This is a genomic window from Streptomyces sp. NPDC054883 (genome assembly GCF_053610645.1).
The window spans coordinates 23,663-48,050 of record NZ_JBSGYT010000034.1 but is presented as its reverse complement, the minus strand read 5'-3'; the positions used below and the strand labels follow the sequence as shown (position 1 = coordinate 48,050).

General features: G+C 68.3%; 19 protein-coding genes and 1 pseudogene. 9 read left to right on the top strand and 11 right to left on the bottom strand.

Annotation, left to right across the window (positions count from 1 at the left end):
- Positions 1-68: 68 nt before the first annotated feature.
- Both ACWGH1_RS23705 and ACWGH1_RS23700 read right to left on the bottom strand, forming a co-directional pair.
- On the bottom strand, positions 69-734 hold the full coding sequence (locus ACWGH1_RS23705; RefSeq protein WP_453351675.1) for a hypothetical protein: 666 nt from the start codon (positions 732-734) through the stop codon (positions 69-71).
- A gap of 2,668 nt (positions 735-3,402) precedes the next feature.
- On the bottom strand, positions 3,403-4,050 hold the full coding sequence (locus tag ACWGH1_RS23700) for a DUF6338 family protein (RefSeq protein WP_453351674.1): 648 nt from the start codon (positions 4,048-4,050) through the stop codon (positions 3,403-3,405).
- Positions 4,051-4,710: 660 nt separating this feature from the next.
- Between ACWGH1_RS23700 and ACWGH1_RS23695 the strand changes: the two genes are divergently transcribed.
- A complete protein-coding gene (locus ACWGH1_RS23695) occupies positions 4,711-5,250 on the top strand; it encodes an SMI1/KNR4 family protein (protein WP_453408986.1) in 540 nt (179 codons plus the stop codon).
- 68 nt (positions 5,251-5,318) lie between these two features.
- Here ACWGH1_RS23695 and ACWGH1_RS23690 read toward each other — a convergent pair whose 3' ends face one another.
- Entirely contained in the window at positions 5,319-6,068 is a 750-nt protein-coding gene (locus ACWGH1_RS23690; protein ID WP_453351672.1) for a transposase family protein, read from the bottom strand.
- A 106-nt stretch (positions 6,069-6,174) separates the two neighbouring features.
- On the opposite strand from ACWGH1_RS23690, the gene ACWGH1_RS23685 reads away from it, so the two are divergent.
- Complete coding sequence (locus ACWGH1_RS23685) at positions 6,175-6,471, top strand: hypothetical protein (protein WP_453351671.1); 297 nt, start codon at positions 6,175-6,177, stop codon at positions 6,469-6,471.
- Between the two features lie 341 nt (positions 6,472-6,812).
- On the opposite strand, the gene ACWGH1_RS23680 is transcribed toward ACWGH1_RS23685, so the two are convergent.
- The 6 genes and pseudogenes from ACWGH1_RS23680 to ACWGH1_RS23655 all read right to left on the bottom strand — a co-directional run bounded on the left by ACWGH1_RS23680 (position 6,813) and on the right by ACWGH1_RS23655 (position 11,850).
- On the bottom strand, positions 6,813-7,184 hold the full coding sequence (locus ACWGH1_RS23680) for an SgcJ/EcaC family oxidoreductase (protein ID WP_453351694.1): 372 nt from the start codon (positions 7,182-7,184) through the stop codon (positions 6,813-6,815).
- Positions 7,185-7,271: 87 nt separating this feature from the next.
- Positions 7,272-7,538 (bottom strand): annotated as a pseudogene (locus ACWGH1_RS23675) (muconolactone Delta-isomerase family protein); the annotation flags it as partial.
- A gap of 620 nt (positions 7,539-8,158) precedes the next feature.
- Positions 8,159-8,851 (bottom strand): YoaK family protein, encoded by a 693-nt coding sequence (locus ACWGH1_RS23670; protein ID WP_453351670.1) that lies wholly within the window; start codon positions 8,849-8,851, stop codon positions 8,159-8,161.
- A 286-nt stretch (positions 8,852-9,137) separates the two neighbouring features.
- Positions 9,138-9,599 (bottom strand): RICIN domain-containing protein, encoded by a 462-nt coding sequence (locus ACWGH1_RS23665; protein WP_453351669.1) that lies wholly within the window; start codon positions 9,597-9,599, stop codon positions 9,138-9,140.
- Positions 9,600-9,753: 154 nt separating this feature from the next.
- The gene (locus ACWGH1_RS23660; protein ID WP_453351668.1) at positions 9,754-10,734 is read right to left on the bottom strand and encodes an AraC-like ligand-binding domain-containing protein; all 981 of its coding nucleotides are present in this window, start codon (positions 10,732-10,734) and stop codon (positions 9,754-9,756) included.
- Positions 10,735-11,019: 285 nt separating this feature from the next.
- A complete protein-coding gene (locus ACWGH1_RS23655) occupies positions 11,020-11,850 on the bottom strand; it encodes an alpha/beta fold hydrolase (protein WP_453351667.1) in 831 nt (276 codons plus the stop codon).
- 394 nt (positions 11,851-12,244) lie between these two features.
- On the opposite strand from ACWGH1_RS23655, the gene ACWGH1_RS23650 reads away from it, so the two are divergent.
- The 7 genes from ACWGH1_RS23650 (at position 12,245) to ACWGH1_RS23620 (ending at position 19,744) form a co-directional block, all read left to right on the top strand.
- Positions 12,245-13,207, top strand: coding sequence for a helix-turn-helix domain-containing protein (locus tag ACWGH1_RS23650; protein ID WP_453351666.1), 963 nt, complete (start codon positions 12,245-12,247; stop codon positions 13,205-13,207).
- A gap of 640 nt (positions 13,208-13,847) precedes the next feature.
- A complete protein-coding gene (locus tag ACWGH1_RS23645; RefSeq protein WP_453351665.1) occupies positions 13,848-14,606 on the top strand; it encodes a hypothetical protein in 759 nt (252 codons plus the stop codon).
- Positions 14,607-14,823: 217 nt separating this feature from the next.
- Positions 14,824-15,063 (top strand): MerR family DNA-binding transcriptional regulator, encoded by a 240-nt coding sequence (locus tag ACWGH1_RS23640; protein ID WP_453351664.1) that lies wholly within the window; start codon positions 14,824-14,826, stop codon positions 15,061-15,063.
- On the top strand, positions 15,000-15,413 hold the full coding sequence (locus ACWGH1_RS23635) for a MerR family DNA-binding protein (RefSeq protein WP_453351663.1): 414 nt from the start codon (positions 15,000-15,002) through the stop codon (positions 15,411-15,413). Before ACWGH1_RS23640 ends, ACWGH1_RS23635 begins: the two co-directional genes overlap by 64 nt.
- Before the next feature lie 241 nt (positions 15,414-15,654).
- On the top strand, positions 15,655-17,490 hold the full coding sequence (locus ACWGH1_RS23630) for a glycoside hydrolase family 15 protein (RefSeq protein ID WP_453408982.1): 1,836 nt from the start codon (positions 15,655-15,657) through the stop codon (positions 17,488-17,490).
- A gap of 758 nt (positions 17,491-18,248) precedes the next feature.
- Positions 18,249-18,749: a hypothetical protein gene (locus ACWGH1_RS23625; RefSeq protein ID WP_453356874.1), complete on the top strand. Its 501-nt coding sequence runs from the start codon at positions 18,249-18,251 to the stop codon at positions 18,747-18,749.
- Between the two features lie 500 nt (positions 18,750-19,249).
- Positions 19,250-19,744 carry a hypothetical protein gene (locus ACWGH1_RS23620; protein WP_453356873.1) on the top strand — a complete coding sequence of 165 codons (495 nt, stop codon included), beginning with the start codon at positions 19,250-19,252 and terminating at the stop codon, positions 19,742-19,744.
- Between the two features lie 705 nt (positions 19,745-20,449).
- Here ACWGH1_RS23620 and ACWGH1_RS23615 read toward each other — a convergent pair.
- Together ACWGH1_RS23615 and ACWGH1_RS23610 are read right to left on the bottom strand one after the other, a co-directional pair.
- On the bottom strand, positions 20,450-21,160 hold the full coding sequence (locus tag ACWGH1_RS23615) for an MOSC domain-containing protein (protein WP_453352535.1): 711 nt from the start codon (positions 21,158-21,160) through the stop codon (positions 20,450-20,452).
- A gap of 750 nt (positions 21,161-21,910) precedes the next feature.
- A complete protein-coding gene (locus tag ACWGH1_RS23610) occupies positions 21,911-24,121 on the bottom strand; it encodes an MMPL family transporter (RefSeq protein ID WP_453352534.1) in 2,211 nt (736 codons plus the stop codon).
- Positions 24,122-24,388: the final 267 nt, after the last annotated feature.

Genomic DNA, 24,388 nt, shown 5'->3' with positions numbered 1-24,388 from the left:
GCGCGGTCCGACCGGCTCAGGGCCACAGCCAGGCCGCAAGCCCGTGAGTACCGGTTCGGCTCGGTCGCTCAGCGCATGCGTTCGATGCGCGCTCGGCGGATCAGATTCTTGCCCGGCTCCCGCACCTTGTCGAAGGCCGCGTTGTTCAACAGGACGCAACTACCCGACGGACCGTTCACCGTCACCGTCGTCGCCTGACCGTTGTCCAGATTCGTCACCTTCAACTTCGTCCCCACCGGGAACGTCCCACTGCTCGCCGCCGGCGCACCCGCCTCACCCGACAACGTCACCGTCGACCCCGGGCACACCACCTCTCCGGTGGCCGGCGGCACCTGCACGCCGGCCGGACCGGCAGCACCCGCCGAACCGGACGGGGCGTTCCCGCTCCCAGCCGCCACGCGTTCGATGCGCGCTCGGCGGATCAGATTCTTGCCCGGCTCCCGCACCTTGTCGAAGGCCGCGTTGTTCAACAGGACACAACTACCCGACGGACCGTTCACCGTCACCGTCGTCGCTTGACCGTTGTCCAGATTCGTCACCTTCAACTTCGTCCCCACCGGGAACGTCCCACTGCTCGCCGCCGGCGCACCCGCCTCACCCGACAACGTCACCGTCGACCCCGGACACACGACGTCGGGGACGGCGGCATTGCCGGTCGCCATTGTGGCGACGAACCCTCCGGTCACCAGTGCGCCTGCGACGACAGAAAGCACGATCTTCTTCTTGGAACTCATGGTCCGCTTCCGGGACATTGACACTCCTCGATGCGATGAATGCTGTCTCCGTTCCTTCATACGGGCCGACACCATGAGCCAGTGCATTCTTGTCACCGCCTTACAAAATCCGTCCTTGAAGAGCTTCGGGCTCTACGTGGCACGCCACCCTGGCTTGAGGCTCATACGCAACGTTCAAAGAAGCAGGTCACAACCCACAGCCCCTTTGAAGCGACGTCAGGGCGGCGGCTCGCACCGATGGTTTTGGCCGCAGCGCGGCCGAGGAAAACAGGCAGCCTTAAGGTTATGTTGATCTGCCCTTAACCAGCCCGAGTCAACAGGCCAGCAGGGCCACATGATGGGCTCCAGCCTCCGAACGCGCGGTGGCCGACACCGCTGCGGACAGCAGCACCGAAGCTGCCCCCGGCCGCCTCCCTGCGACCGGCCCGCCCGGCCGTACTCCGGTCTGCCCGTCACGGCCGCTGCTGGACGGCACCCAGGCGGCGAGCTGTGCGTCGGACGGGCCGTCCGGGATATCGGCGGAAGCCGTGCGCAGAGCGGCGGCCGCGGTTCGGGCCGAGGGTGTGGTGGCGATGAGGCGGGTCAAGTTGCGCCGAGCTGCATCATTAACCGGAGCTGGATCTGGCACAGCCCCACCTTTTCGCCTCGAAAAGCGTGGCGACGAGTTCGATTCTACGTACAGCCCACACTGTCCACGACGCTCAAGAGCGAGAAGGTTGCGGTAATCCGCGACGCGCACCTGAGGCTCGCCCCCGCAGTCGGCGCCTCTCCGAAGTAGCCGATCTTTCTATTGGAGAGAGGGGTACAGTCAATAATCATGGGGCAGTGACCCAGCTCCTTTTATCCTCAGCCAGGACAAGCCACAACAGCCGGCATTCGAGTTCCGTGCCGACAACTGGATGTATCAGGCGGGTCAGTGCGACGGGTACCTTTCGGTGCTCCGTTCGGGAGACAGCGCTCCCTTGGTCAAAAGTTCTGCCTGGTCATTTCGAAGGCGGCAGACGATGGTGCGGGCAGGCTGGCGCCAGACTCCACCCGACCACCCTGCCAGCGGTTAATGCACTGGGGGATAGTAGGGCTCAGGTTGCGGGCGGCTTTGACAGGAGTTGTTGTTCCACTCGCGTTGATAGTCCTTGTCGTACCCGTATTTGTATCCGCGGTCCCAGGCACGTTGCGCATCGTTGGGATCGGGCCACCACAAACCGTATGACTTCTGGCGGCACTGTTGGCCGTCCTGTGTCCCACGAGCTTCGCCCGCCCTGAGCCCCTCGCAGTAGGACCGCTTGATCTGATCCGTGGACGGATGCCCTGTCGCGTAATCCCAGACTGTGCCGTCCAGTCTGCACAGCGTCGCTTTCGACACCATGGAGACCTGGGCCGACGGGGTGTCCGATGCGACAGCGCCCGGCGCGAGGGCGAGCGAAGTCGGGAGCGCAAGTCCTATTAGGGCAAATAACGGCAAGTAGCGCATGGCTCTCCTCCGGCGCATCCTTCTGCGGGTCTCTTCCTCCAGTTCACTCGCTCTAGCAGGGCCACGCCACTTGGCTTAAGGCAGGGCTTTTTACGGGCTTTCCACCTGCGGAAACGCGATGATCAGGCCCGTGCCTCGAGTGGAGAGGCACGGAAACCGATCAGGACTGCTGGGCATCGGCCGATTGTTCGCCCGTTGATCTGTGGGAACGTGTCGCCTCGTTGATGTCGGCACGGCCACCTCGGCGGTACCCGTACCCCCCGGGAGCAACGCTCGGAGCCGGTGGATCGGCCGGGCGAGGACGTCCCCCGACGATCACCGATGGGTCATCATCGCGGTGGTCTCGGCCGCGGGGCCGGCGGCTCGCGCCCGCCCCGCGCACTGTCGCGATCAGCTCACGCGCCGGGTCCGGCCCGGCCGCCCGAGCGCCCACTTCCCCGCCGGGCCGCTGTGCCCACTCCCCTGCCCATCCCGCCGTACGTGCCCGAGCCGGGCGCCCCGCCCACGCTCGCCGCGGCGCTGCAGGGGGCCGACCGCCTACGGGCACGTCGGCACAGCCGAGGCCACCATCATGCTCTCCGCCACACCGGAGTGACCGTCCTCGCCGTCTTGGCACGCCCGGTCCCCGTCCTCCTGACCACCCTCGCCCCGGCCGCCGGCGGCCGCTGGCGGCCGCCCGGGCACGAGCCTGCCCCAGCGACATCCCTCGACGGCTGTGCCCGTCACCCGCGGCCGCAGTACCGCCAGCCGGCAGACGCGTCCTGCCGCGTACCAGCTGGACCTCTCCTGCGCGGACGAGGGGCGCGACACGGCCGCTTTCTGCGCCGACAGAGCGCCAGGTGGGGAGTTGGGGGCCGATCAGGGTGGGGTTGACGGCTCGGGTGATCGCTGCCAGGAAGCCGCGTATTCGATAGCAAATGACCCGGCAGGTGGCTTCAACTCGTCTCCATCCCAGAGCTGCTCGTGCTGCTTGTACCAGGGGTACTGCGTGTGCTGTCGGATACGGTTGAGATGATCTCCGAGCGGCTGGACGAGACGCCCGCGGGTCCGTCGGGAAGCACACCCGGCTGGGCCGTGTCATCGACAGGACTGTAGCCCTCTCGAATCTGCTCTTGATCACCGACCCGACCGGGGGAAATCCGGTTCGGCACCTCGGAGTTCGCATCGGTGGAGGCGGTTTCCCTCCCTGTGCCATTCTCACCCTGACTCATCATGTACCTCCGTTGTCGAGTTTGCGAGAATTTCAAAGAAGTCGATGTCAGCGCACTTGATGTATATACCCATGGACCGGGCGACCTCGGAGCTGAATCCGCCATCGCTCCTCATTTGGTAAGACCGCTCCAGGAACAGCTCTGGAGGGTGAGGAAAGGAAGTGGCATAGGATCTTGCTCCATACCACCCCCCGACCCAGGAACCGTCTTTCAGGCGGACGCGGACGAACGACGGTGGGCAGTCACGGAACGCATGGTCCCAAGCAGTCGGCGTACTGCGATAGCTGCCACGAAGTCTGCGGCGTTGCAGTTCGGATAACCCCCACGCGGCTCCAGCGGGGATGGCGAAGACCAGTCCCAGGATGAGGGCCGCAGCTGACCGGGGATGCTGACGCAGGCCATCCCACCCCTGTCCGATATCGAACAAGTTGATTAATTGCGGGCCGATCGCCAAAACGTAGAACACATCCAACACAACGGATGCGATCAATGCTCGCAGCACTCGCTGGGCAATGTCCTGTTCGCCTGGTGTTGACCCGCGCCGATGTTCCCGAAGGAGTTGGTACGTCACCCCCGGGGCGACAAACAAGACAATCAGTGCCAGCTGAACAAGGGTGGCCGGAGCACCTCCCATGAGTTTTCCTCCCTTCAACCTCCCTTAGTTTCCAGCGTACTTGAGCCCGTCGGCTGACACGGGGCATCCACCACCTCCTACGGTCCGGCCTCTCACATCTCGGGCCCGCTTCTGGACCAGCCCGCTCCGAGGGCCCCCGGCAAGCACGGCTTGCACCCTCTCCGGTTGCTCCAGATAGGTGATCAATGAACGTTTTCAGCTTTGCCACTCCAGGGTGAGGGCGACACTGGCGACTGACGTCATGTGGGGGGGGTGAGCGGGCCCTCCGGCAAACTGGCCCGGAGGGCCCGAGAAGAGTTCGGCAAGGAAGTGCAGGAGCGGGGCGGCTCGGTCTGCGCACTCGGCGGCCTCGACATGCGGCCGTTGCAGTTTCTCGTGCCGGACGCCACGGCCCTCGCTGGTGTCCTGGAGGCTCCTCGGCTGGGCCCACACAGCGGTTGTCTGTGCAAAGTTGCGGGCGGTCGCCTCGCTGAGGAGCCGGCCCTGCGCTTCGGGTCGCAAGATGATCGTGGGGAGGGGACAGGAAGCATGCTCGAAGTACCATCCCTGCAAAGTTCTCCGGTCGGCACTTCGCAGCCTCCGCCGTGGCGCGGTCGGACGGAGGCATTTGTGTAGAGAGGGCAGAGGGCAATGAGTGTGGCTGAGAGTTGGTCCCGCGTGATGACTCTTCTTCGGCAGCACGCGCCGGCCGATCACGCGGATCTGCCAGGGCCCGCTACGGAGCAGATGCTCGCGGCCGCCGAGGAACGGATGGGGATCTCCCTCCCTGGGGATCTGCGGACGTGGCTGTTGCAGAACAATCTGGATCTGCCTGAGGAAGATGTCGACGACGAAGTGGCATGTTGCGGCTTCGACGGGTTCCCGGACGAGGGAAGCTTCTTTCTGGGCATCCGGGCGATGGAGAAGCTCTACGCGAACCGCTCCATGCCCGGTGGATTCGACCCTCCGGACCAGCCGGACAATCCGTTCTGGCGTAATGAGTGGATCCCGTTCCTGTCGGACCAGGACGGCTGGATGGGAAAGTTCATCGATGTGCGGGACGGGCGTGTCGGCAGGTGGTTCGTGGGTGAGATCACGGTCACGGGCGAGTACGAATCGCTGGCCCAGTATTTCGACTCCGTAGCGGAGATGCTGACGAAGATCGCCGATGGCAGCTACCCGGTCTGTGGGGTCACCGAAGGTCGACTCGTTTGGTCGTGAGACGGTTCCCAACCGTATGTGGCTGCCGTCGCCAATCCGTCGTCGCCCTGGAGCGCCAATGAGCTTCGTCAGCGTTGACGTTCCAGGGTGAGGATGGCTGCGGCGATGGCGGTCATGCGGTTGGGGCTGCAGCGGGCTCGGCGGAAGATCCGCCTGGACTTGAGTTGCGCGATGCTTCGTTCGACCGGTGCTCGTGCCGCTGACAGGGCGCGGCTGACTGTTCGCTGAGTCGTGGTGAGGTCCTGGCGAGGTGGCCGTCTGATGGGTGTGGTCACCCAGGGGCCGGCGCCGATGTAGGCGCGGTCGGCGAGGATCGGAACACCCTGGCGTTCGCAGATCCGGATGATGCAGTGGGTGCGGGCCGCGGTCAGGTCGTGAGTGCGGCCGGGCAGCGCGGGCGAGATCCACAGCAGGTTGCCGGTGGGATCGGTCACCACTTGCACGTTCACGCCGTGCCGGCGGTGCTTCTGAGAGAAGTCGGCCCGGCTGTCGCCGACACGGTCGCACTCGGCGAGTGTCCCGTCGAGCAGGGCGTGATCAGGGTCGGCTTCCCGCAGGACCCGCAGCAGTCCGGGCGCCTGGCGGGACAAGTGCTCGACGACGGCCGTGACATAGGCATAGGCGGTGCCGACGGATATCCCGAAGCCGACAGCGATCTGTGCGAGCGGGTCGTGCCGGCGCAGGTAGACGAGGCCGACGAGAGCACGCTGGTGAGGCGGCAGCTTGCAGCGTCGGTCACCCTCACGGGTGACGATGAGCATGGATACCCACTCGACCAGAGCATGAGGCAGGTCGAGTGCGGCAGGATGGGGAACCAACAGGGCTCCTATGCCGATGGGTTGAGACTTCGAACACCTCCCTCAACGGCGCGGGAGCCTTGTGCGTTGCGGTCCTCATCCTGACTCATCCTAGGTCACTCGATCAGTGGCCACTCTGAAGGAGCTCAATATCGGCAGAGACCGCGAGCGGGCACAGGAGCGCGCCAAGCAGCTGACAGCCGTCGACCGGAGGTGGACCTGCCCGGCGGCCGCTGGACTGGCAACGGCACTACCGCGTCTCGCTGGCCTCGCCGACACCGAGACCGGTGACCTCCTGCCCGCCATCGAACCCGGCGTCCTCTTCGGAGGCGACGAGCTCGGCAAATGGCTGAAGCAGCAGAAGCAGCCCGGCACCTGGGGCCCGCTCACGGACGGCCCGCCCTTCGCCTGCGGTAGCACCTGACGGGATCGCCTTCCTCCTGCATGGCAACGCGCTGGCCAAGCTGTATGAGGAGGGCTTGATGGTGCGCGTCGGGCGCGACGGGGTGGCGAGGCTCTGTCCCGGCCCGGCATCCAGCAACCGGCGTCCCGGGGCAAGGAGCAAAACGGCTGGGTGGTCCTCGCGGAGGACACCCTCGACGATGAGGTGGACGGATGGCTGAATTGGGCCACGGACGTCACCGCGGAGCTTCCGCCCTAGAAGAGGTGAACCTGCCCGACCGCGTGCGGCACCGGAGACCAGATGTCACTGGTTTCCGCTGCCGTTCCTGCGGCGGGCTCGGCCTCGGCCGTGACTGCGGCAGCTCAGTTGAGGCGGGAGACCTGGTAGTGGCTGATGTACCAGCCGTCGGTCGCGCGCTTCAGCAGTGTGCTGAGAAGGACGCTGAGAGCGGGCCGGTCAGTGAACGAGAAGTCGACGGACAGGTAGCCGAGCACGGCGTCGTCGGCGATCCGCCTCGTTTCGAGAATCCGATAAGCGGCCGTCATCCCGAGGGGCTGGGAATCGTAGTACTCGGCGACGCCCTGCCGTCCGACGGAGTAGGGGTGCAGCCCCTGGAAGATCGCGTCCTCGGTGAAGAGAGAGGCGGCCCGCTGGGGTTCGTGTGCGTCTACAGCCGCTTTCCAGCGGTCGAGCACGTCTCGCAGGACCGCTTCGCTGCGTGTCGCGCTGTGCAGCGAGGCTCCTTCTGATCCCTGAGGACGCTGGCTGGTCGGCGGTGTCACTCGACCGGACAGGACCTGAAGACCCGGGTCGCTCGGGTGCGCGGACAGTGGAGTCACCGTGTCGTGCCGCCACACCCGCAGCGGCATCGAGGCGAGCAGCTGCTCCAGCTGCTGCCCGTCCTCCGCCCGAAACAGCCCCCACATACGCCACTCGCCAGGTGCCAAGGGTGGCCGCCACAACCGCAGCAGGTGCCCCTGCGCGACCAACTCGCCCGCCCGAGCCGCCTCCCGGACCCGGATCTCAGCGATCGCTTCCTCGGACGTGCCCTCCGGAACGCTAGTCACCATGTCGACAAGGCACTCCATGGCTGATCCTCCTCATCACATCGCGCCCGCAGCAGACGCCGGCCGGTTCACGCAACGATCGGCGACCACCACCGCGAAGCCCGGGAGGCACAAGTCGGATCACTCTATGGAGGGAAAAGGCCCTCATGGTCCCGCGCCGGCCTTTGGCCAAGAGGTCGGTCATGGCAAGGTGGACATGGCTCCGGAGGGTTCCGGGAGGGGTTCGTAGTCGCAGGGCGAGGCTGGCCCTGGAGCATGCCGCCCGGTACGGCAGCCGGGTCCTTCTTGTCGGCACGGGACCCTGATGGTCGGTTACGCCGTGCTCAACGCGACCCTGATGCCGGACCGCCGGCGTCCTCCAGACCTCGCACGGCCCTCGCCATGGCGCCCGCGCTGCTGGTGTGGGGGCCGAACAGGGGTCGTCCCGGCCACCGTCCGCCGCGAGGAGGCCGGGGCGGGGTCCCGAATGGTGCTGACCACGAACCAGCCTGGCTGCTGCCTGGCGCCTCCCCAGTGGGGACGAGGGCCGCCACCGCGCGCCGGGCGGCGCGGAAGAACTGATCCACTGTCTGGACTGCCGGTGAACCACGGGTGCGCCAGGGTGGCCGGGACGGGAACGGCCCTCCCGCCGAACGTATGCCTCACGCGTGCGGTGGCCGCCGTGGTGCCGGGCGGACCGCGTAGCCTCCCATGCCGCCCAGGACACCGGCCGCCGCGACCAGCAGAGCCGCGGTGATGCTCACCCGCAGCAGCAGCGTGCCGATGGCAGCGCCGATCAGCACCGCCACGACGCCCGCGGCCCGATAACGCTGGGACGGGTCACCAGCCCCTCCGCCCAGAGCCGAGTTACGGATCCATATGACGAGGGTGCCGGTGACCAGGGTGGTGTTGAGGACGGCCCCCAGTCGCCACATCGTCGCGCTGCGCACCCCCATGGCCAGCGCGGTCGAGACGATCACCGCGTAGTGCCGCGGCGACGGCTCTGACTCGACGGACGGCAGCCCGATCGCGGCCAGCGCCCCGACCACGAGCAGGGCCGCCGCGATGACGGCGGAGGTGAGGATCCACCGCCGGCGCCTGGCCTCCAACGCAACCCCCAGGCGATTGCCCGCGGCGGCGCCGGCCACGAACGCGGCGAGCGCCGTGAACGACCCGAGGGGTGTCAGGCCCTCGCCCCCGGCGAGCGCGAAGCCGAGGAAAAGGATGTTGCCGGTCATGAAGGCCGTGAAGATCTGCCCGAGGCCCAGGAAGGCCACCGCGTCGACGATCCCCGTGACCGCGGTCAGCACGACGAGCACCTTGGGCAGCGGGTCGGAGTGAGCGGGTACGGACACGGACACGCCTTCCTGGTCCCGACGAGAAGGCCGGGGGGCGGCCGGCCGGTCCGGGCAGCACCCGACGACCGACCCCGCTCCACCGCGGAAGGGGCCCCGCCGACCATTACAGCCCCCAACCGATCGCACAGCACGCCGGAGCCCGGCCACGGCTGCGCCAGCTGGGTCAGTGTGGACACTGCGCTCTCCACGGCTCCCGTCGGGCCCCACGCCCCGCGGCTGGTGCAGCGCCCGTCGGCGCAGGCAGCCCGCGCCTACGGGCCGTCACCCCCGCGGGGCGACCAGGTCAGTGCCAGAGCTGGTAGCGGCCGTCGTTCTCGTCATGGAGGTAGACGCTGCTGCCACTGTCGTTGGAGTCCAGGAACCTCCCGGTCGCCTTGTGCTTCAGCTTCCAGCCTGCCGACGTCTGGACCTCGTACCAGCGCTGGTAGTCGTTGCCCGTGCAAGGCTCCATGTAGACGTCGTTGTCCCAGTAGGCCGCCAGGCAGTACCCACGGTCGTCGTTGCGCTTCATGAGCCACGTGCCGTCGCCGTTGTTGTACTCGTACCAGGCCGTTCCGTAGGACGAGCAGCCCCACATCTTGGCATCGTTGTTGTCCAGGTTCCAGCCCAGGCACAGCTTGGAGACGTCGTGCTGCCAATGGACCGTGCTGTTGGCGCTGGCCGGTGTGGCAACGGCCAGTGCGATGCCAGTGGCCGCGCAGACCATGGCAAGTGTCTTGCCGACCTGCTTCATCGAAGCGAACATCTCGATTCCTCCCCTTGAACGACCGTACGGGCCGACTGGTGCCGACCCACGTTGGCGCAGACGTGCGGTCCGGGCGCTGCTCGCCGTGATCGTCGACTCCGACGGAGCCACGGGACGTTGATCGGACGCGTCATCGAATCTAGGAAGGATCCGATCACCGCGCTGTACCGTCGGTGCGGGATTCCTGAACGTTCTGCGCACGGAACTCGGTAGGGCTGACTCCATATGCCTGTCGGAAAGAGCGGCTGAAGACCACCGGGCCGCTGAAGCCCCAGCGGGCGGCGATGGTGTGCACATGACGGCCATGGAGATCGGGTCGGACGAGGTCGGCCCGACACTGCTCCAGGCGGCGCCTGCGGATCCGGGTGTGGACGCTCTCCTTCTCGTCGCGGAAGAGCTGGTGGAGACTGCGCACCGACATGTTGTGGCCGGCGGCGATGACGGAAGGACTCAGCTCCGGGTCGCTGAGGTTGTGCTCGATGAAGGCGTAGATCCGCTGCAAGAGGGCTTGTGCGCGGACCTCCGCGGGGAGATGCTCCTCGACGTCCAGATGCTGAGCCAGGCAGGCCGTCGCAAGGTCCACGGCGACCGTGCCGAGCCGGTTCAGCTCTTCGGGCGCGCACTGCGCACCGTGGTCTTCCAGGGCGGTCATGAAAGACGCCAGGATTGCCGCCAAACCGCGGTCGCCCGGTATGCGGCGGGCAAGCAATTTGTCCAAGCGCCCACTGCGCAGCGGCAGGACGGCGTGGGGAAGCAGCAGGATGGTCGCCTGCACCTGATCGTCCTTGGCGAGCATCTCGTTGTCGGAGGGTCGCGAGGTGTCCCAGAGCATGAGGTCCCCGGCTCCGACGGTGCACTCGTTTCGGTGCTGGGACAACGACGTGGCGCCCTTCCGCAAGAGCGCCAGCTGGTACTGCTCCGGGTCCCCGCGCCGGATCAGCGCGGGTGTCCGCCGGGAACGCAGGGGTGACAAGGCGAACCTCGCCACACGAAGTCGCCCCAAGTCCATTACGGCGGCCTCCCCCTGGAAATCGGCAGGCCGCTCGCTGCTGAGCGCAGCGGGCATCACCTCACGCGAGATGATGTCGGCGTACCAGTCGAACCGCTCCCTCGCGGGCAGTGCGCCCGACGACACCGTTGACCACATCCCGTGCCCCCAGTTCGATCTCCTCGGCAAGGATGCGGCAAACGGGTCTCTGCCGACTCATGGTTCGCCCCCCGCGTGGCGGCGGGCGCGGTAGGTGAGCGGCCCCGCTGCTCCGGACTTCCGGAAAGTCAGGACCGGTTCACGACCGCCGCTTAGCCGTGGCTGCTCGGCGGGCGACCCTGGTCGGGCTCGCGGCGTCCGGCCGCCCCGCTGTCTGGCAGTGCCGACTTCGCCGAGAGCCGGAGCAGAGGCGGGCCACCGCGGCGGGGCTACTCAGCTACGGGTGAAGGCGCGCAGGTCTTCGTTGAGGCGGTCCGCGTGGGTCGCGAACAACCCGTGGCCTGCGTTCTCGTACACGTGGAGTGTCGCGTCCGGGATCAGGGCGGCTGTACGGCGGCCCGTGAGGTCGAGCGGGGCGGAAGCATCGGCGGACCCGTGCACGACGAGGGCCGGGCGGTCGATCTCGGCCAGCTCCGGAACGAGGTTCAGTGCGGGCAGAAGGTCGTTGAGGGCCGTCGCGGCCCGGGCCGTCGCTCCGTGGCACAGTTCCACCATGTGCGCCACGTACGCGTCCGACACCGTGGGGCCGGGAAGCCGGCGGGCGAAGAAAGCGTCCGCGCCGTCGGCGAAGAACTTCGCCCGATCCTGCCGGAAGGTCTCGTTGAACGCGCGGATGAGCTCTGGATCCAGTCCCTCGGCGTGATCCGAAGACCGGGCCGGCCCCGGCGCCACTCCGCTGACGAGAACGACCCGGGCCACCCGCGCGCCACCGCCGAGGGTCAGGTGGCGGACGACCTCGGCGGTGCCGAAAGAGTGCCCGACCAGCGTGACGTCGAGCAGGTCCAGGTGGTCGAGCAGGGCACCCAGATCCCCGGCCAGGGTATCGAGGTCGAAGCCGCCCCAGACGTCCTCGGACCTGCCGTGTCCCCTGCGGTCGAACCCCACGCACCGGAACCCCTCGGCCGCCAGCGGCAGCATCTGGTACTCCCACATCTCGGTGCTGAAGTAGGAGCTGTTGACGAAGACGATGACGGGGCCGCTCGCCGGACCGTAGTCGACGAAGTGCAGGCGGGTGTGATCGGTCGTGGACTCGAAGTACGGCATGACGGGTCCCTTCGTGACGCGGCTCGGGGTCGTGGCACCATCCTCGCCCGGCGCCACACGTCGGGCCATTACCTCCGGGGTCATGGCCGAGGCGGCTCCCGGGGTGGCCCCCTGGCGGGGATTCGATCGAGATATGAGGCCAGGCGTTCGAAAATCTCGCGGGCGCTCTTCGCCCGGGCACTGGGCGAGGGTTGGCGCCCCGAGGGCAAGCGGAAGGTTCGCGGGCCCAGGAGGCCCCAGGACAGCTCGACCAGCCCGGCCTGTGCCGCCTCGGGGTACGGCCCCGGAACGCCCCGTTGCGCTGTCGCTCCGCCGCGGCCTGACACCCACATCCTGTCTTCGAGGCAGCAGCCGCACGAGCGTCGGAAACGACATGCCACGTACAGTTCCGGACATGCTCACCGTCGCGCTGGCCGTCACCAATGGCATGCTCCACTACGAACTGTCCGTGGCGCTCGAGATCTTCGGGGCCGACCTCACCCACATCGTGGACCCCTGGTACGACTTCTCCCTGTGCGGGAACGGCCCGGTGCGCGTCGGCCGCTTCACCCTTGAACCCGACCACGGACTCGACCACCTCGCGCAGGCGGACACGGTGATCGTCCCCGGCTGGGCCGACACGGATCGCGAACCACCCTCCGAACTGGTCGAGGCGGTGCGCGCCGCTCACGCGGCCGGCGCCCGCGTGGCCTCACTGTGCACGGGCGCCTTCGTCTTGGGCGCGGCAGGACTGCTCGACGGCAGGCGCGCCACCACACACTGGGCTCACACGCGGGAATTGGCGCGGCGCCACCCGGCGGCCACCGTCGATCCGGACGTCCTCTACGTCGACAACGGCGACGTCCTCACCTCCGCGGGCAAGGCCGCCGCCATGGACCTGTGCCTGCACCTGGTCCGCCTCGACCACGGCTCGGCCAACGCCAACAAGATCGCCCGGCGTCTGGTCATCCCACCCCACCGCGACGGCGGCCAAGCGCAGTTCATAGCCACTCCCCTCCCCACCCCGGGCAACCACCCCCTCAGTGAACTCTTCCCTTGGGCGTCGGAGCGGCTGGACCAACCGCTCACCGTGGAGGACCTGGCCCGCCAGGCCCGCATGAGCTCACGTCACCTCGGCCGCCACTTCAAGCACCTCACCGGCACCACACCGCTGCAATGGCTCCACACCCAGCGCATCCGCCGTGCCCAGGAACTGCTGGAGACCACCAACGCCACCGTGGACACCATCGCCGTGGCCACCGGTATGGGCACAGCCACCACCCTGCGCCGCCACTTCCACCGCAGCGTCGGGGTCCCGCCCGACACCTACCGCCGCACCTTCCGCTCCCAAGCGGTGCCGTTGGCCGTGCCGTCGTAGCGCTGCGTGGGAAGGCCGGGCGTCGAAGGGGGACACGGTGAGGAGTACGAACGGGGAAGGCCGACGAACGTGCGATCCGCGCCGGGAGGACGCGCTGGCAGCCATGGGGTCGTGTGTGCGGCCGTCGCCACCGGAGTCGGTCGCCGCGGCTGTCGATGCGATGCGGCACTCCGGGGACGGGGCCGGCATCGGATACAGGGCACCCGATGACGCACGTACACGGCATTGCTGGATACACCGGTGATCATCCCCGTACGGGCTTCTCGGCCGCTCTCGCCGCTTTCGCCGCCGTCGCTGCCGACCTCTACCCCGGCCTGGCCGGCTTCGCCCGAATCCGGACGCGTGCGCGCTTCGGCCGCGAGCGCCGCGTGGTGCGCGTCGGTCTCGATGGCCGCCTCTTCGCGGGTGGGGCCGCGATCACGGTGAGGGAGGTGGCCCGCCCTCCCGTGTCCTGGACACGACCGCGGCTGGTCACCGGGGGATCTCATGCAGGTCACGATCGGTCGGGGTCACCCGGGAAGGTCCGGATGACTGATCGTTTCGCCGTACATTTGGGACGCGCGGCGCTTGTTGGCGCGCCCGGCGAATCCGGGCGCCCCTGTCGCCGTATCCACTGCTTTCCTTGTTGGGGGAATCCCGCGTGCGCAACACCCTGTTCCGTCGTACCGTCTTGACCGCTTCTGCGGTGTCCTTGGCCCTGCTGGGCACCGCCTGCGGCTCCGACAAGGCCGACAGCAAGGCGGAGGACAAGCCGTCCGCACCCGCCGCCTCTGCGGTTGCGACCGCCAAGGGCAAGACTGACGCAGAACTGACGGCCGTCGTCGTCACACAGACCGACCTGAAGGGCCACTTGGTGTCGCCCGAGGCCGCCACCAAGGCCGCCGCCGCTCCGGTCGCCACCGACAACCCTGCCTGCGAGCCGCTCGCCCGGATCCAGACGGCCCAGAAAGTCGGCTCGCCCACCGGTGTCGCCCGAACCGCCCTCAAGGCCAAGCCCCAGGAGCTGGCCGCGGGCGCCTCACCGGAGGACAAGCTCAAGGCCGGCCTCCTGGCGCTCGGTGCGGACCAGACCCTGATCACCATCGGTTCGTACGACGGCAAGGGCGCGGAAGAAGCCTTCGCTTCCGTCAAAGCCGCCGCGGCCGCGTGCGCCGGCGGGTACACGGTGACCGCCGAGGGCGACAAGACCAAGCTCGACAGCGTCACCCCGGGACCGATCACCGCCCGTGACGAGGCGGTGCACTACGGCGTCGTCATGGACCTCGGCGACGGCGAGAAGTCAGCCGGCCACCTTGTGGCCGTACGCAAGGGCAATACCCTGGCCACCTTCTACACCTTCGGCATCGACGCCAAGTTCCCGGGCGATGTCGTCGATGTCCAGCTGGCGAAGATCGGCTGACGTTTCACGAGCCTGACACCAGCCCCGCTCCGGCCACGTACGGAGCGGGGATTGGCCCTCGTTCGGATAACCCGGTCCACCACCGGGACCAGGCGGCACACCGGCACGGCACGACGGCCGCGGCGGCGCGCTCGCCAGGGTGTGGACGGCGAGACCGACCGACCTGACAACCCTGCGCGCGGCTCCCGGCAAAGGGCAGCTGATCGGCTCTCGCGCCATGCGCATCGACGGGCCCCCGCACCCGGAACCGGAAGGCCTGGCCCTCGGATCAGTGCGAGTGCCGGGCACCAGTGATCTGGCGCGGCAGGTCAAGATGCGGCTCTCGGCACTGCGCTACTACGAGAGCATCGGCCTGCGGCCGACCGCCCGGCGAGTCACCGGCCGACGCCTCTATTGGGCCGGCATCCTGCGACGGTTCGCCCTGATCGCAATGCGCAGCGGGCCGGATTCACCCTGACCGAGATCCGGCGACTGCTGGGCACCGAGGCCGACCGAGGCACCACCAAGCAGCGGCGCACTCTCGCGGAGCTCAAGATCCCCGAGCTGGACCGGTTCGGACTGGAGACGCAAGCCCTGCGAAATGCCGTCGCCGACTGCCTCGTCTGCGCGTGCATGAACTTCGACAGCTGCCAGGAACGGCCGCTCGAAGTGAGACGAAGCGCGATGCCCCGTCTCACCACACCAGGCCACCGCGACTCGGGGCAACTCCCACGCGTCCTGGACGGTTCCCGATGCCGTCCGGCCGACCCCGGCCGCGCCGAAGGCCGGCCCAACGGGGGCGCCGCCGAACTCCTCCCCGTGCCGTAGGCCCAGGACCGCGCGCCAAACAGCTCCAGGGAGAGCGCGCTCCACCACGCACATGAACACCCGGAGAAGCGAGCCGCCACGTAACGTAGCGAGGCAGGCCTGAGCTCCCCCGCCTCACTGCAGCGAGACTGCTGACGGGGCCTGTCCGCCCGGCTCCGTCAGACCCCACTGCGCGCAGCGGTCTAGCATGAACAGCAAGGCTTCATCTCCACGCCCGCGCCGCAGCGGCAGGGAGGCCGGTATGGCGTTCGACGCGACTGGTATCGAGCAGGCGGACGGCGGCCGCTACCTGCCGATTTCCGATCACGGCCTGATCGGCGATCTTCGAACGACCGCCCTGGTCGGCACGAACGGCACCATCGACTGGTACTGCTGCCCGCGTTTCGACGCACCCAGCGTCTTCGGGTCCATCCTCGACGCCGACCGCGGCGGGTCGTTCGAGCTGGCCGCCGAGGTCCCGACCCGCACCCGCCAGTTCTACTTCCCCGACACGAACGTGCTGATCACACGGTTCTTCGCCGCTGACGGGGTGGCGGAGATCCAGGACTTCATGCCCGTGGTCGACGACTCGCGCGAGGCGTCCCGCCACCGGCTGATCCGGCGGGTGCTCTGCGTCCGCGGAACCCTCCCGTTCAGGGCGCGGATCGCCCCCCGCTTCGGCTACGGCACCGAAGCGCACACCGCGCACCTCGAAGGCCGCACAGCGGTGTTCCGCTCCCCGTCACTGACGCTCGCGCTGACCACCACCTCGCCCCTGGAAACCGATGGCCTGGACGTGTGGTCGCACTTCAAGCTCCTTGAGGGCGAGTCCCACGTGTTCGCCCTCGACCAGATCGGCGACGACGTCCCCCCCAGGGCGTGCCCGCGCGCCGAAGCTCAGGAGCAGGCCGATGCGACCGTCCGGTTCTGGCGCCACTGGCTGGCCGCATCCCGCTACCACGGGCGGTGGCGGGAAATGGTGAACCGCTCCGCGCTGGTGCTGAAGCTGCTCACCTACGCACCGACCGGTGCGATCGTCGCCGCACCGACCACCAGCCTGCCCGAGCAGATCGGCGGCGAGCGCAACTGGGACTACCGCTATGTCTGGGTCCGCGACGCCGCCTTCTGCGTCTACGCGATGCTACGCCTGGGGTTCACCTCGGAGGCCGAGGCGTTCATGAGGTTCATCTCCGAGCGGGGCATCCTGCGGGGCATGGGGGAAAGCGGTCCGTTGCAGATCATGTACGGCATCGACGGACGCCTCGAGCTGCCCGAATACGAGCTTCCACATCTGGAGGGATACCTCGGCTCCGCACCGGTCCGGGTGGGCAACGCCGCCACCGGCCAGCTGCAGCTGGACATCTACGGTGCGCTCATCGACTCGATCTACCTCTACGACAAGTGGGGGCAGCCGATCAGCAGTGACCGCTGGGACGAGGTCGGTGCCGTGGTGGACTGGCTGTGCGAGCACTGGGACCAGCCCGACGAGGGGGTGTGGGAGACGAGGGCGGGCAAGCGGAACTTCGTGTACTCGCGACTGATGTGCTGGGTGGCGCTGGAGCGCGCGATCCGCATGGCGAACCGCCGCGGTCTGCCAGCGGACCTGACGCGCTGGCGGGAGTCCCGGGACGCGATCTACCGGCAAATCATGCGGCGCGGCTGGTCGGCCGAACGCGGGGCGTTCGTCCAGGGACTGGACGACAACGTGCTGGACGCCTCGCTGCTGATGATGCCGATGGCCAAGTTCATCTCGCCCACCGACCCCAAGTGGCTCGCCACCCTGGACGCGCTCACCACGGACCTGGTCTCCGACTCGCTGGTATACCGCTACGACCCGACCGCCAGCCCGGACGGCCTGCACGGCCCCGAGGGCACCTTCTCGATCTGCTCCTTCTGGTACGTGGAGGCACTGGCCCGCGCCGGCCGGCTGGAAGAGGCCAGGCTCGCCTTCGAGAAGATGCTCACGTACGCCAACCACCTCGGGCTGTTCGCAGAGGAGATCGGCCCGACCGGAGAACAACTGGGCAACTTCCCCCAGGCCTTCACCCATCTCTCGCTGGTCAGCGCCGCCTTCAACCTCGACCGCGCGCTGGGCTGACGCGGAACCACCGCCGGGAGGGCAGTGCCCCGAGTGTTGCTGCGGGCCGGCCGGCCCCAGGTGCGGGCGGGGCGGCGTCATGGAGAATCCGGCCTCGTCCTCGACGGGGGTCGGAAGTCACCCCGGGTCATCGAGACACGTACCGCCTCCCGTCCCGGGGCACGGCCCGTGTCGGTGACGTGATCACCGACCTGGTGACCGCGGCCCTGGTCCATCACATCGACCGGGCAACCGCCCTCGCCCGGAGACCGGGAGCGGCTCCCGTTCGAAAGACGACAGCCTTCATCACCGCCAAAGTGCACGATACGGCGCTCGGACCAACGGCGGTCGCGGCGGCCGCGCTTCGGTCCCGCCTGGACCGGCGCCCTTGTCCAGGGGCGCCGCTGCACCCTCACGGCGGGCGGGGCTACTGAGACCTCCGCATGGTTCGGCGAGCGGTCCGGTGCCCGCTGTAGTGCGCACGTAGCCCGATCCGCGGCCTGATGTCGACGTACGAGTGGGAGGATCACGTGTACGCCGACACCCGCAGGCGTACAAGCTACGGGGGCCACGCTTGCCCGCACACGGGCCCAGTAACAAGGACTCTCCTGCGCGCCAAGGGTCGACCACCTGATAGTCGCACCGGCGTCTTTCCGCACGACCACGCCAGTCGGGCGAAGCTCGGCAGAGCACGGCGCGCCGAGACGGGTGCGCTGTCCGCTCCCGGCACTTTGTGCACAACGGATCAGCTCTCAGGGATACCGATGGAAGGTACGAAAATGAACCTGACAAAGATGCTTACGGTGACCGTCAGCACTGCGTTGGCGGCGATGGTGATCGGAGCGGGCAGCGCCCAAGCGGCCGACGACGGTTCGCTCCTGTCGCTCCTCAAACTTCCCTCGGTCACGCTCGGCTGCTTCCCGGTCGGACAGGCGGGAGCGGGCAACCAGTTCACGGGAACACAGAACCTCAGTTGCAGCCAGAGCGCGCAGCAGGATTCCTCCACAGGGGCGCGTGGCTTCACAAGTTATGAGGTCGTCTCCGACACCGTCGAATGCGCGCCGGGTAGCACGTGCAACATCACCGTTCTGTGTCCTACGGGCAAGAAGCTGACGGGTGGAGGCATCTACGTGGACCCCACCACCTCGGGAGTCCACGTCGTGAAGTCCGGAGCAGAACCCGGTGAGGACAACACTCGGTGGGCCGCAGCGGTCTTCAACGGCAGCACCGACCCCGTGGACGTCACGGTGCAGGCCTTCTGCGCCAACGTGGGCAGCTGACGAACCCGCCTTCCTCACGACGGCCCGGCCGTCCGGGTGAAGCAGGCACCCGAACGCCTGGTGGGAGTGACGAAACGGCCCTCTGCGTGGTTGAGGCGGTCATGTCTCACTTCACGCGGTCGCGAGCCGTCTCAGGAGCCGCTTTGGCCGGCGTCATCAGTCTGCTGTTCGTCCCCGCTGCCCATGCGGTCACCCCAGCACCGACTGCCCGCCCGGGCGCCGAGTCCACGATGGGCCCCCTCAGCCTCCCCAATCTCCTGTCGCTGCGTTTCCTCAAGCCGACGGTCCAAGACGCTCGACAGGAAATCACCACGGTCGTGGACCGGTTGGCCCCGGGGCCCGCAGGCAGCGGACTGTCCCGCTTGCTGCGGTAGGCAGCCGCCTGAATGGGCGAAGCTCGGAGGTTTCCTCGCGTCGGACACCTGTCGAGCGGCCCGTTCCCTCAAGCTGGCCCCGTTCACCACAATCGTCGCCTCGACATACCCGAAAGGAAGGACTGAGTGAAACTCGCCAGAAGAATTGTGGCGGTTCCCGTCGCGGCTGTCGCCGCGGTCCTCCTCACCGCCGGTACGGCCGCTGCCGATGGGGAGTTGCTGTCGCTCCTCGACGGCCCCTCGGTCGCGGTCGGCTGTTTCCCGGCCGGCCAGGTGGGAGTCGGCAACACCTTCAGCGGAACCCAGAACGAGCAGTGTTCGCAGAGTGCGACGCAGACCAATCCCGCCACTCCGGGCAACAACGGCGCCACCGGTCGAGAAGTCGTCGACAACACCGTTTCCGTCAACCCCGGCGAGAACATGCAAGTCGATGCGGTCTGCCCCGCGGGGAAAGTCGCGACTGGCGGAGGCTTCAATACCAGCGGTCCTCAGATGGAGATCGAAGCCAGTGTGCCGCTCTCCGCGCCTGATCAGGGCTGGCGGGTTATCGCCTTCAACATGTCCACTACGTCGCTGCCATTGACCGCGTTCGTGGTGTGTGTCAACGGGACCGCGTCCTGACACCTCGTAATACGATCACGAGTCGCATGATGCCGTGTCCACCGAGTATCTGGAGCCACTACGGCCCTCCGGAAGGCGATGGGGCCGCGGCGGCCCCCCGGCTGGACGCCGGTCGCGGGCCCGGCCGGGGCGGTCTCGCGCTCGCCGCCGACTGCGAGAAAGCGCCGGCCGGAGCTCTGGTGCTGCCGCTCTGACAGACGCCGGACACAGCCCGACAGCCGAGTGTCCGGGTGCTCGCGGTGCGACGCCGCCCAACCGGACCGCACGCTCAAGGGCTTCGACCAGACTGGAGCGGCAGCTCAGCGACGGATGGTGCCCTGTGGGACGCGCTGGGCGGCGGCCGGGCCGGTATCGAGGACCCTCCCGTCCCGGCCGCTCCTAATCGGATACGCGTTGAAATGTCTCGCCCACGCCCCCGGCGGCTCCGGTTCGACCGCGCTGCACGCCGGCTGATCGCCCTGCCGGGGCCTTGTGCACCCATCCCTGCTGGTCGACCCCCGCCGGGTGGCGGGACGGGCGGTGTCGAGCTGCGCCGCGCCGCTCGCGGCCGCGCCCAGGCGCCGGCGGAACGGGAGACGGCATGAACGAGCAGACCCCAAGCCCCATCCGCCGGCCGCGCCCGTCACCTGGGCGCCGAGCCAGACCGGTCCCCGCGCCCGGTGGCGTGTTGACTGCACCTTCTTTGAGCCCGTTTCCCGACCCTCGTCATATGAGGGCGACAGCGTCGCCGGAACTCACCGGGCCGGGCGCCACCACCGTGGCCAGGGCGTCCAGCCGGGCGTGATGAGCCTTCGCGATGACTCGCAGCACCAGCGGGGAATGAGGAAGATCCTGCTGGGCCTGGTTGGTCATGACACACCGCTCGCTTGAGCGCACGAACTCCACGCACAGGGCGGCCCCGATCCACGCCTTGCAGCCGATCCACTCGTCTTCGACGAAGGGACGGGTACCGGGTGGCGTCCGCACTAGAAGGTTCGGCCGGAAGCGCCGCTCGTCGACCGGAACGCCGGGAACGGCTGCGCGCACCCAGTCGAGGGTGGCTGTGGTCAGGATGCTGAGAGGAAGCTGGTCGAAGTGGGAGATCGTTTGTTCGCGGGCCAGTTCGACGTCGTGTCGGCCAAGGTATCGGCGCAGGTACGTAGTTGGATCCGCAACGGTCGTGCGCCGCGGATCCAGCAGTTCGGGCTGGTCCGTCCCGTCCGCATAGCGGGAGCGCAACTGCAGCAGGCCGGGCATCCGGCGGAATCGGCGGGTGTTCTTCCCTGAGCCGAACTTGCCCGTGCTGTCGCGCACCGCGAACAGGCGGTCGCCGACGAGGCCTCGGGGGTCAACGTCCGCTTGCTGGAGTTGTTCGCCTCCCGTCGACTTGATCGGATATCGCCATATGCGCTCGACCGTTCCTATGGTGTACGTCATTCAGCTGAGACTACAAGGGCCTTCCTGCCCGATTTCGGGCAGAAATTGGCAAGTACCCTGCGCCGGCGCCTCCTACGCCGCCTTGAGGCAAGGCAGGGTTCTGAAGCTCTGGGTCGCCGTCGGGGATCCGGACAACGATTACCCGCACTGCGTCCTGACCAGCCCGGCGAGTTGACCCGCTGCCGGACGGCCGGGGGACCGAAATCCTCGGCCGCGCCCTCGGCCCCCACGATCTCCTGGAGTTCCTGCAGCGGCCCGGACTGGACCCCGATGACGTCCGCCTGGACGACGCGCGCCTGATCGAGTGGCGCGCGGCGGCGGCCCCACGGTGTGGAGCCCGGGGTCCGGCGAGGAGTAGACGCGGCACCGGGGCCGGGGGGCAGACGGTCGGTGTCCCCGGGAATGCGTGGCGCTGGCAGCCGTGTCCGTCACCGTGCCAGTCCAGGAACCGCACCGCGTCCCCAGAGCCCCGGGGGACGCCCGGTGGCTGATCGTCGGGGTGCGGTGGCTTCCGCTGCGCTTGCTAGTCGACGCGCCGTCCTCGAACCGTTCCTCCACAGGTGCACGGCGCGAGGACCTCGCCCCAGGCGCTCGCCGTAGTCCAGGCCCGAGCTGAGAGGTGCCCGCCGAAGTGGAGGACGCAGGTGTGGTCCGCTCAAGGTCAGGCAGGTCAGCGGTCGGTACACCACCCACAGGTGACGAACGATCCACATCGCCCCGGCGCTGGCGTTCGTCTGGGCGCGCTGCCTGTCACGGTGACCTGGTGAGGGTCCCGGTGCTCTGCAGGTTCTCGCCCTGCGCCGCCGGCACGTACGTCGGGGTTCGTTGCCGGTGTCCGCTGAAGGGCAGCCACCAGTTGAAGCGGCCGAGGAGGACCATCAGGGCGGGCACGAGCAGCAGGCGGACGACGGTGGCGTCGATGAGGACTGCCACCGCGATGCTGACTCCGACTGCTTTGAGGACGACAAGTCCCGAGGCGGCGAGGGCGGACATGACGACGATCACAATGAGGGCGGATGCCGTGAAGAGGCGGGCGGTGTGCTGGATGCCGCGGGCGACCGCTTCGCGTGTCGGAATCCCTCGTTCGTGCTCCTCGACCGTTCTGGCGAGGAGCAGGATCTCGTAGTCCATGGACAGGCCGAAGGCCACGCACAGGATGAGGACCGGAGCCATCGTGTCGGTTACCCCGGTTACTTCTTCGATGCCGAGCCAGGTGTGCAAGTGGCCGTCCTGGAAGATCAAGACCATCACGCCGAGAGTCGCGCCGAGACTGAGGGCGTTGGTGAGGAGTGCCTTGACGGCCAAGACGATGCTGCGGGTGTACCAGCCGATCAGGGCCAGGGTGACGGTGGCGATGATCAGGAGGGCGGTGAGCAGATGCTCCGTGATGGCGTCCTGGAGGTCCGCGAGCCAGGCTTGAGGGCCGCTGACGAGGACGAGGACCGGCGCCGGGAGGGCACGGACGGCCCGTACCACGTCTGCTCCTTGCGCCGTCTCAGGCCCGACGTCGGTGATCACCGCAGCCCAGAGGCCGGCGGGTGACGCATAGGGATGGCCGGCTGCTGATGGCTGGATGCGGTCGCCTGCACTGTAGGTGCCGGTTGCGGTTTCCACGCGGGATACGTGGCTGAGGCGACTCAAGGAGCGTGCGTAGACGTCGACCTTGGCGGTGTCGCGTGGGAGGCGGGCTCCGGGCAGCACGACTTGTACGGGTTGGAGCGCTGACTGGTCGAAGGCACGGTTGAGGGTTGCGGTCGCCTGGTACGTGTCGGTGCTCGGCGGAAGCGCACGGTAGTCGAAGGAGCCGAACTGCGCGCCGCTCAGGGGCAGGAGCAGGGAGCCCAAGAGCAGGCCGAGGGTGAGGGCGACGGGCAGTGGCCGCCTCATCACGGTGTGGGCGAGGCGGTACCAGGCGTTGTGCGGGGAGGGGCGGCGGGCTTGTCCACGGCGGCTGGTGAGGCGGTCTTTGAGGAGGAGGAGCGCGGCCGGCAGGGCGGTGAGGGAGAGCAGCATGGCGATGGCCACGGCGCTGATGCTGCCGTAGGCCACGGAGCGCAGCATGCCGAGAGGAAAGGTGATCAGCGCGGCGAGGCTGGCGATGACGGTGAGGGCCGAGCAGATGACGGTGCGGCCGGCGGTGCGCAGGGTCCGGCGCATGGCTGTGCGGTGCGGGTCCGGTACCGCGTCCTTTGCCGAGAGTTCTTCGCGGTAGCGGGTGATGATGAAGAGGCTGAAGTCCACGGCCAAGGCGAAGCCCATCGCGGCGGTCAGATTGAGGGCGACCACGTGGACGGATGTGAAGCGGGCCAGGATGTTGAGCAGGGCCATGGCAGCGAGGACGGTGGAGCAGCCGATGAGCAGGGCCAGTGCGGCAGGAAGGACGCCAGCGAAGACCAGGACGAGGACTGCGGCCGTGACGGGGGCGGCGATGAGTTCGGTGTGCAGGAGGTCGCTGCGGCTCTGGTCTTCCATGGTCAGGCCGACGGCGTTCGGGCCGGCGGCTTGGACCCGGAGCGGGCCGTGGCGTCCGGTCAGGGCGGTCAGGACGGGTTGGAGGTCGGCGCGCAGGGTGGCTTCCGTGGTTGCCAGGCGCAGGTGGATGAGGGCGGTGTGGCCGTCATTGCCGCGCAGGGCCCGGGGGCGCTGGGGCCAGTAGGACTGGACGGAGACGACCTTGGGGAAGCGCTGTGCTTGCCGTGTGAGGTCTGCTCCCGCGCGGTCGGCGGCCGGGTCGTCCACAGAGAGCCTGGTGGACGCGACCAGGGTGACCGTCGGGCTGCCACTGCGGAAGGCGGAGGCCAGTAGGTATCCGGCTTGGGCCGCCTGTGAGTGGGCGGTCGTAGTGCCCGCGTGGGTAAGGCGCCCGGCCCCCGGGGTGGCGGTGGCGAGGGCGAGCGCCAAGGTGAGCAGGGTCAGGGTGAGTACGCCAGCCGGGTAGCGCAGCAGCATCGCGGCGATCACAGCCAGAACGCGTGGGCGGCGTCGTGCCCTTCGGGCAGGGGCACGAGGCTGTGGCGTCGGAGGAAGGCCGAGGCCCGGTCGTTGCGAGGGGTTACGGTCGGGGCTGGGGGGGTGCGCGGGCATGGTCTCGTCTCGTGCGGCGGGTTGCGGGCGAAGGTGTAGACGGCCTTCGATAACGCGCGCGGGCGGGCGGCCGATGCGGCATGGGGCGGGACGTGGCACGGTCGGGGGATTTCGTGGTGCCTGTTGACCAACTACGGACAGGTC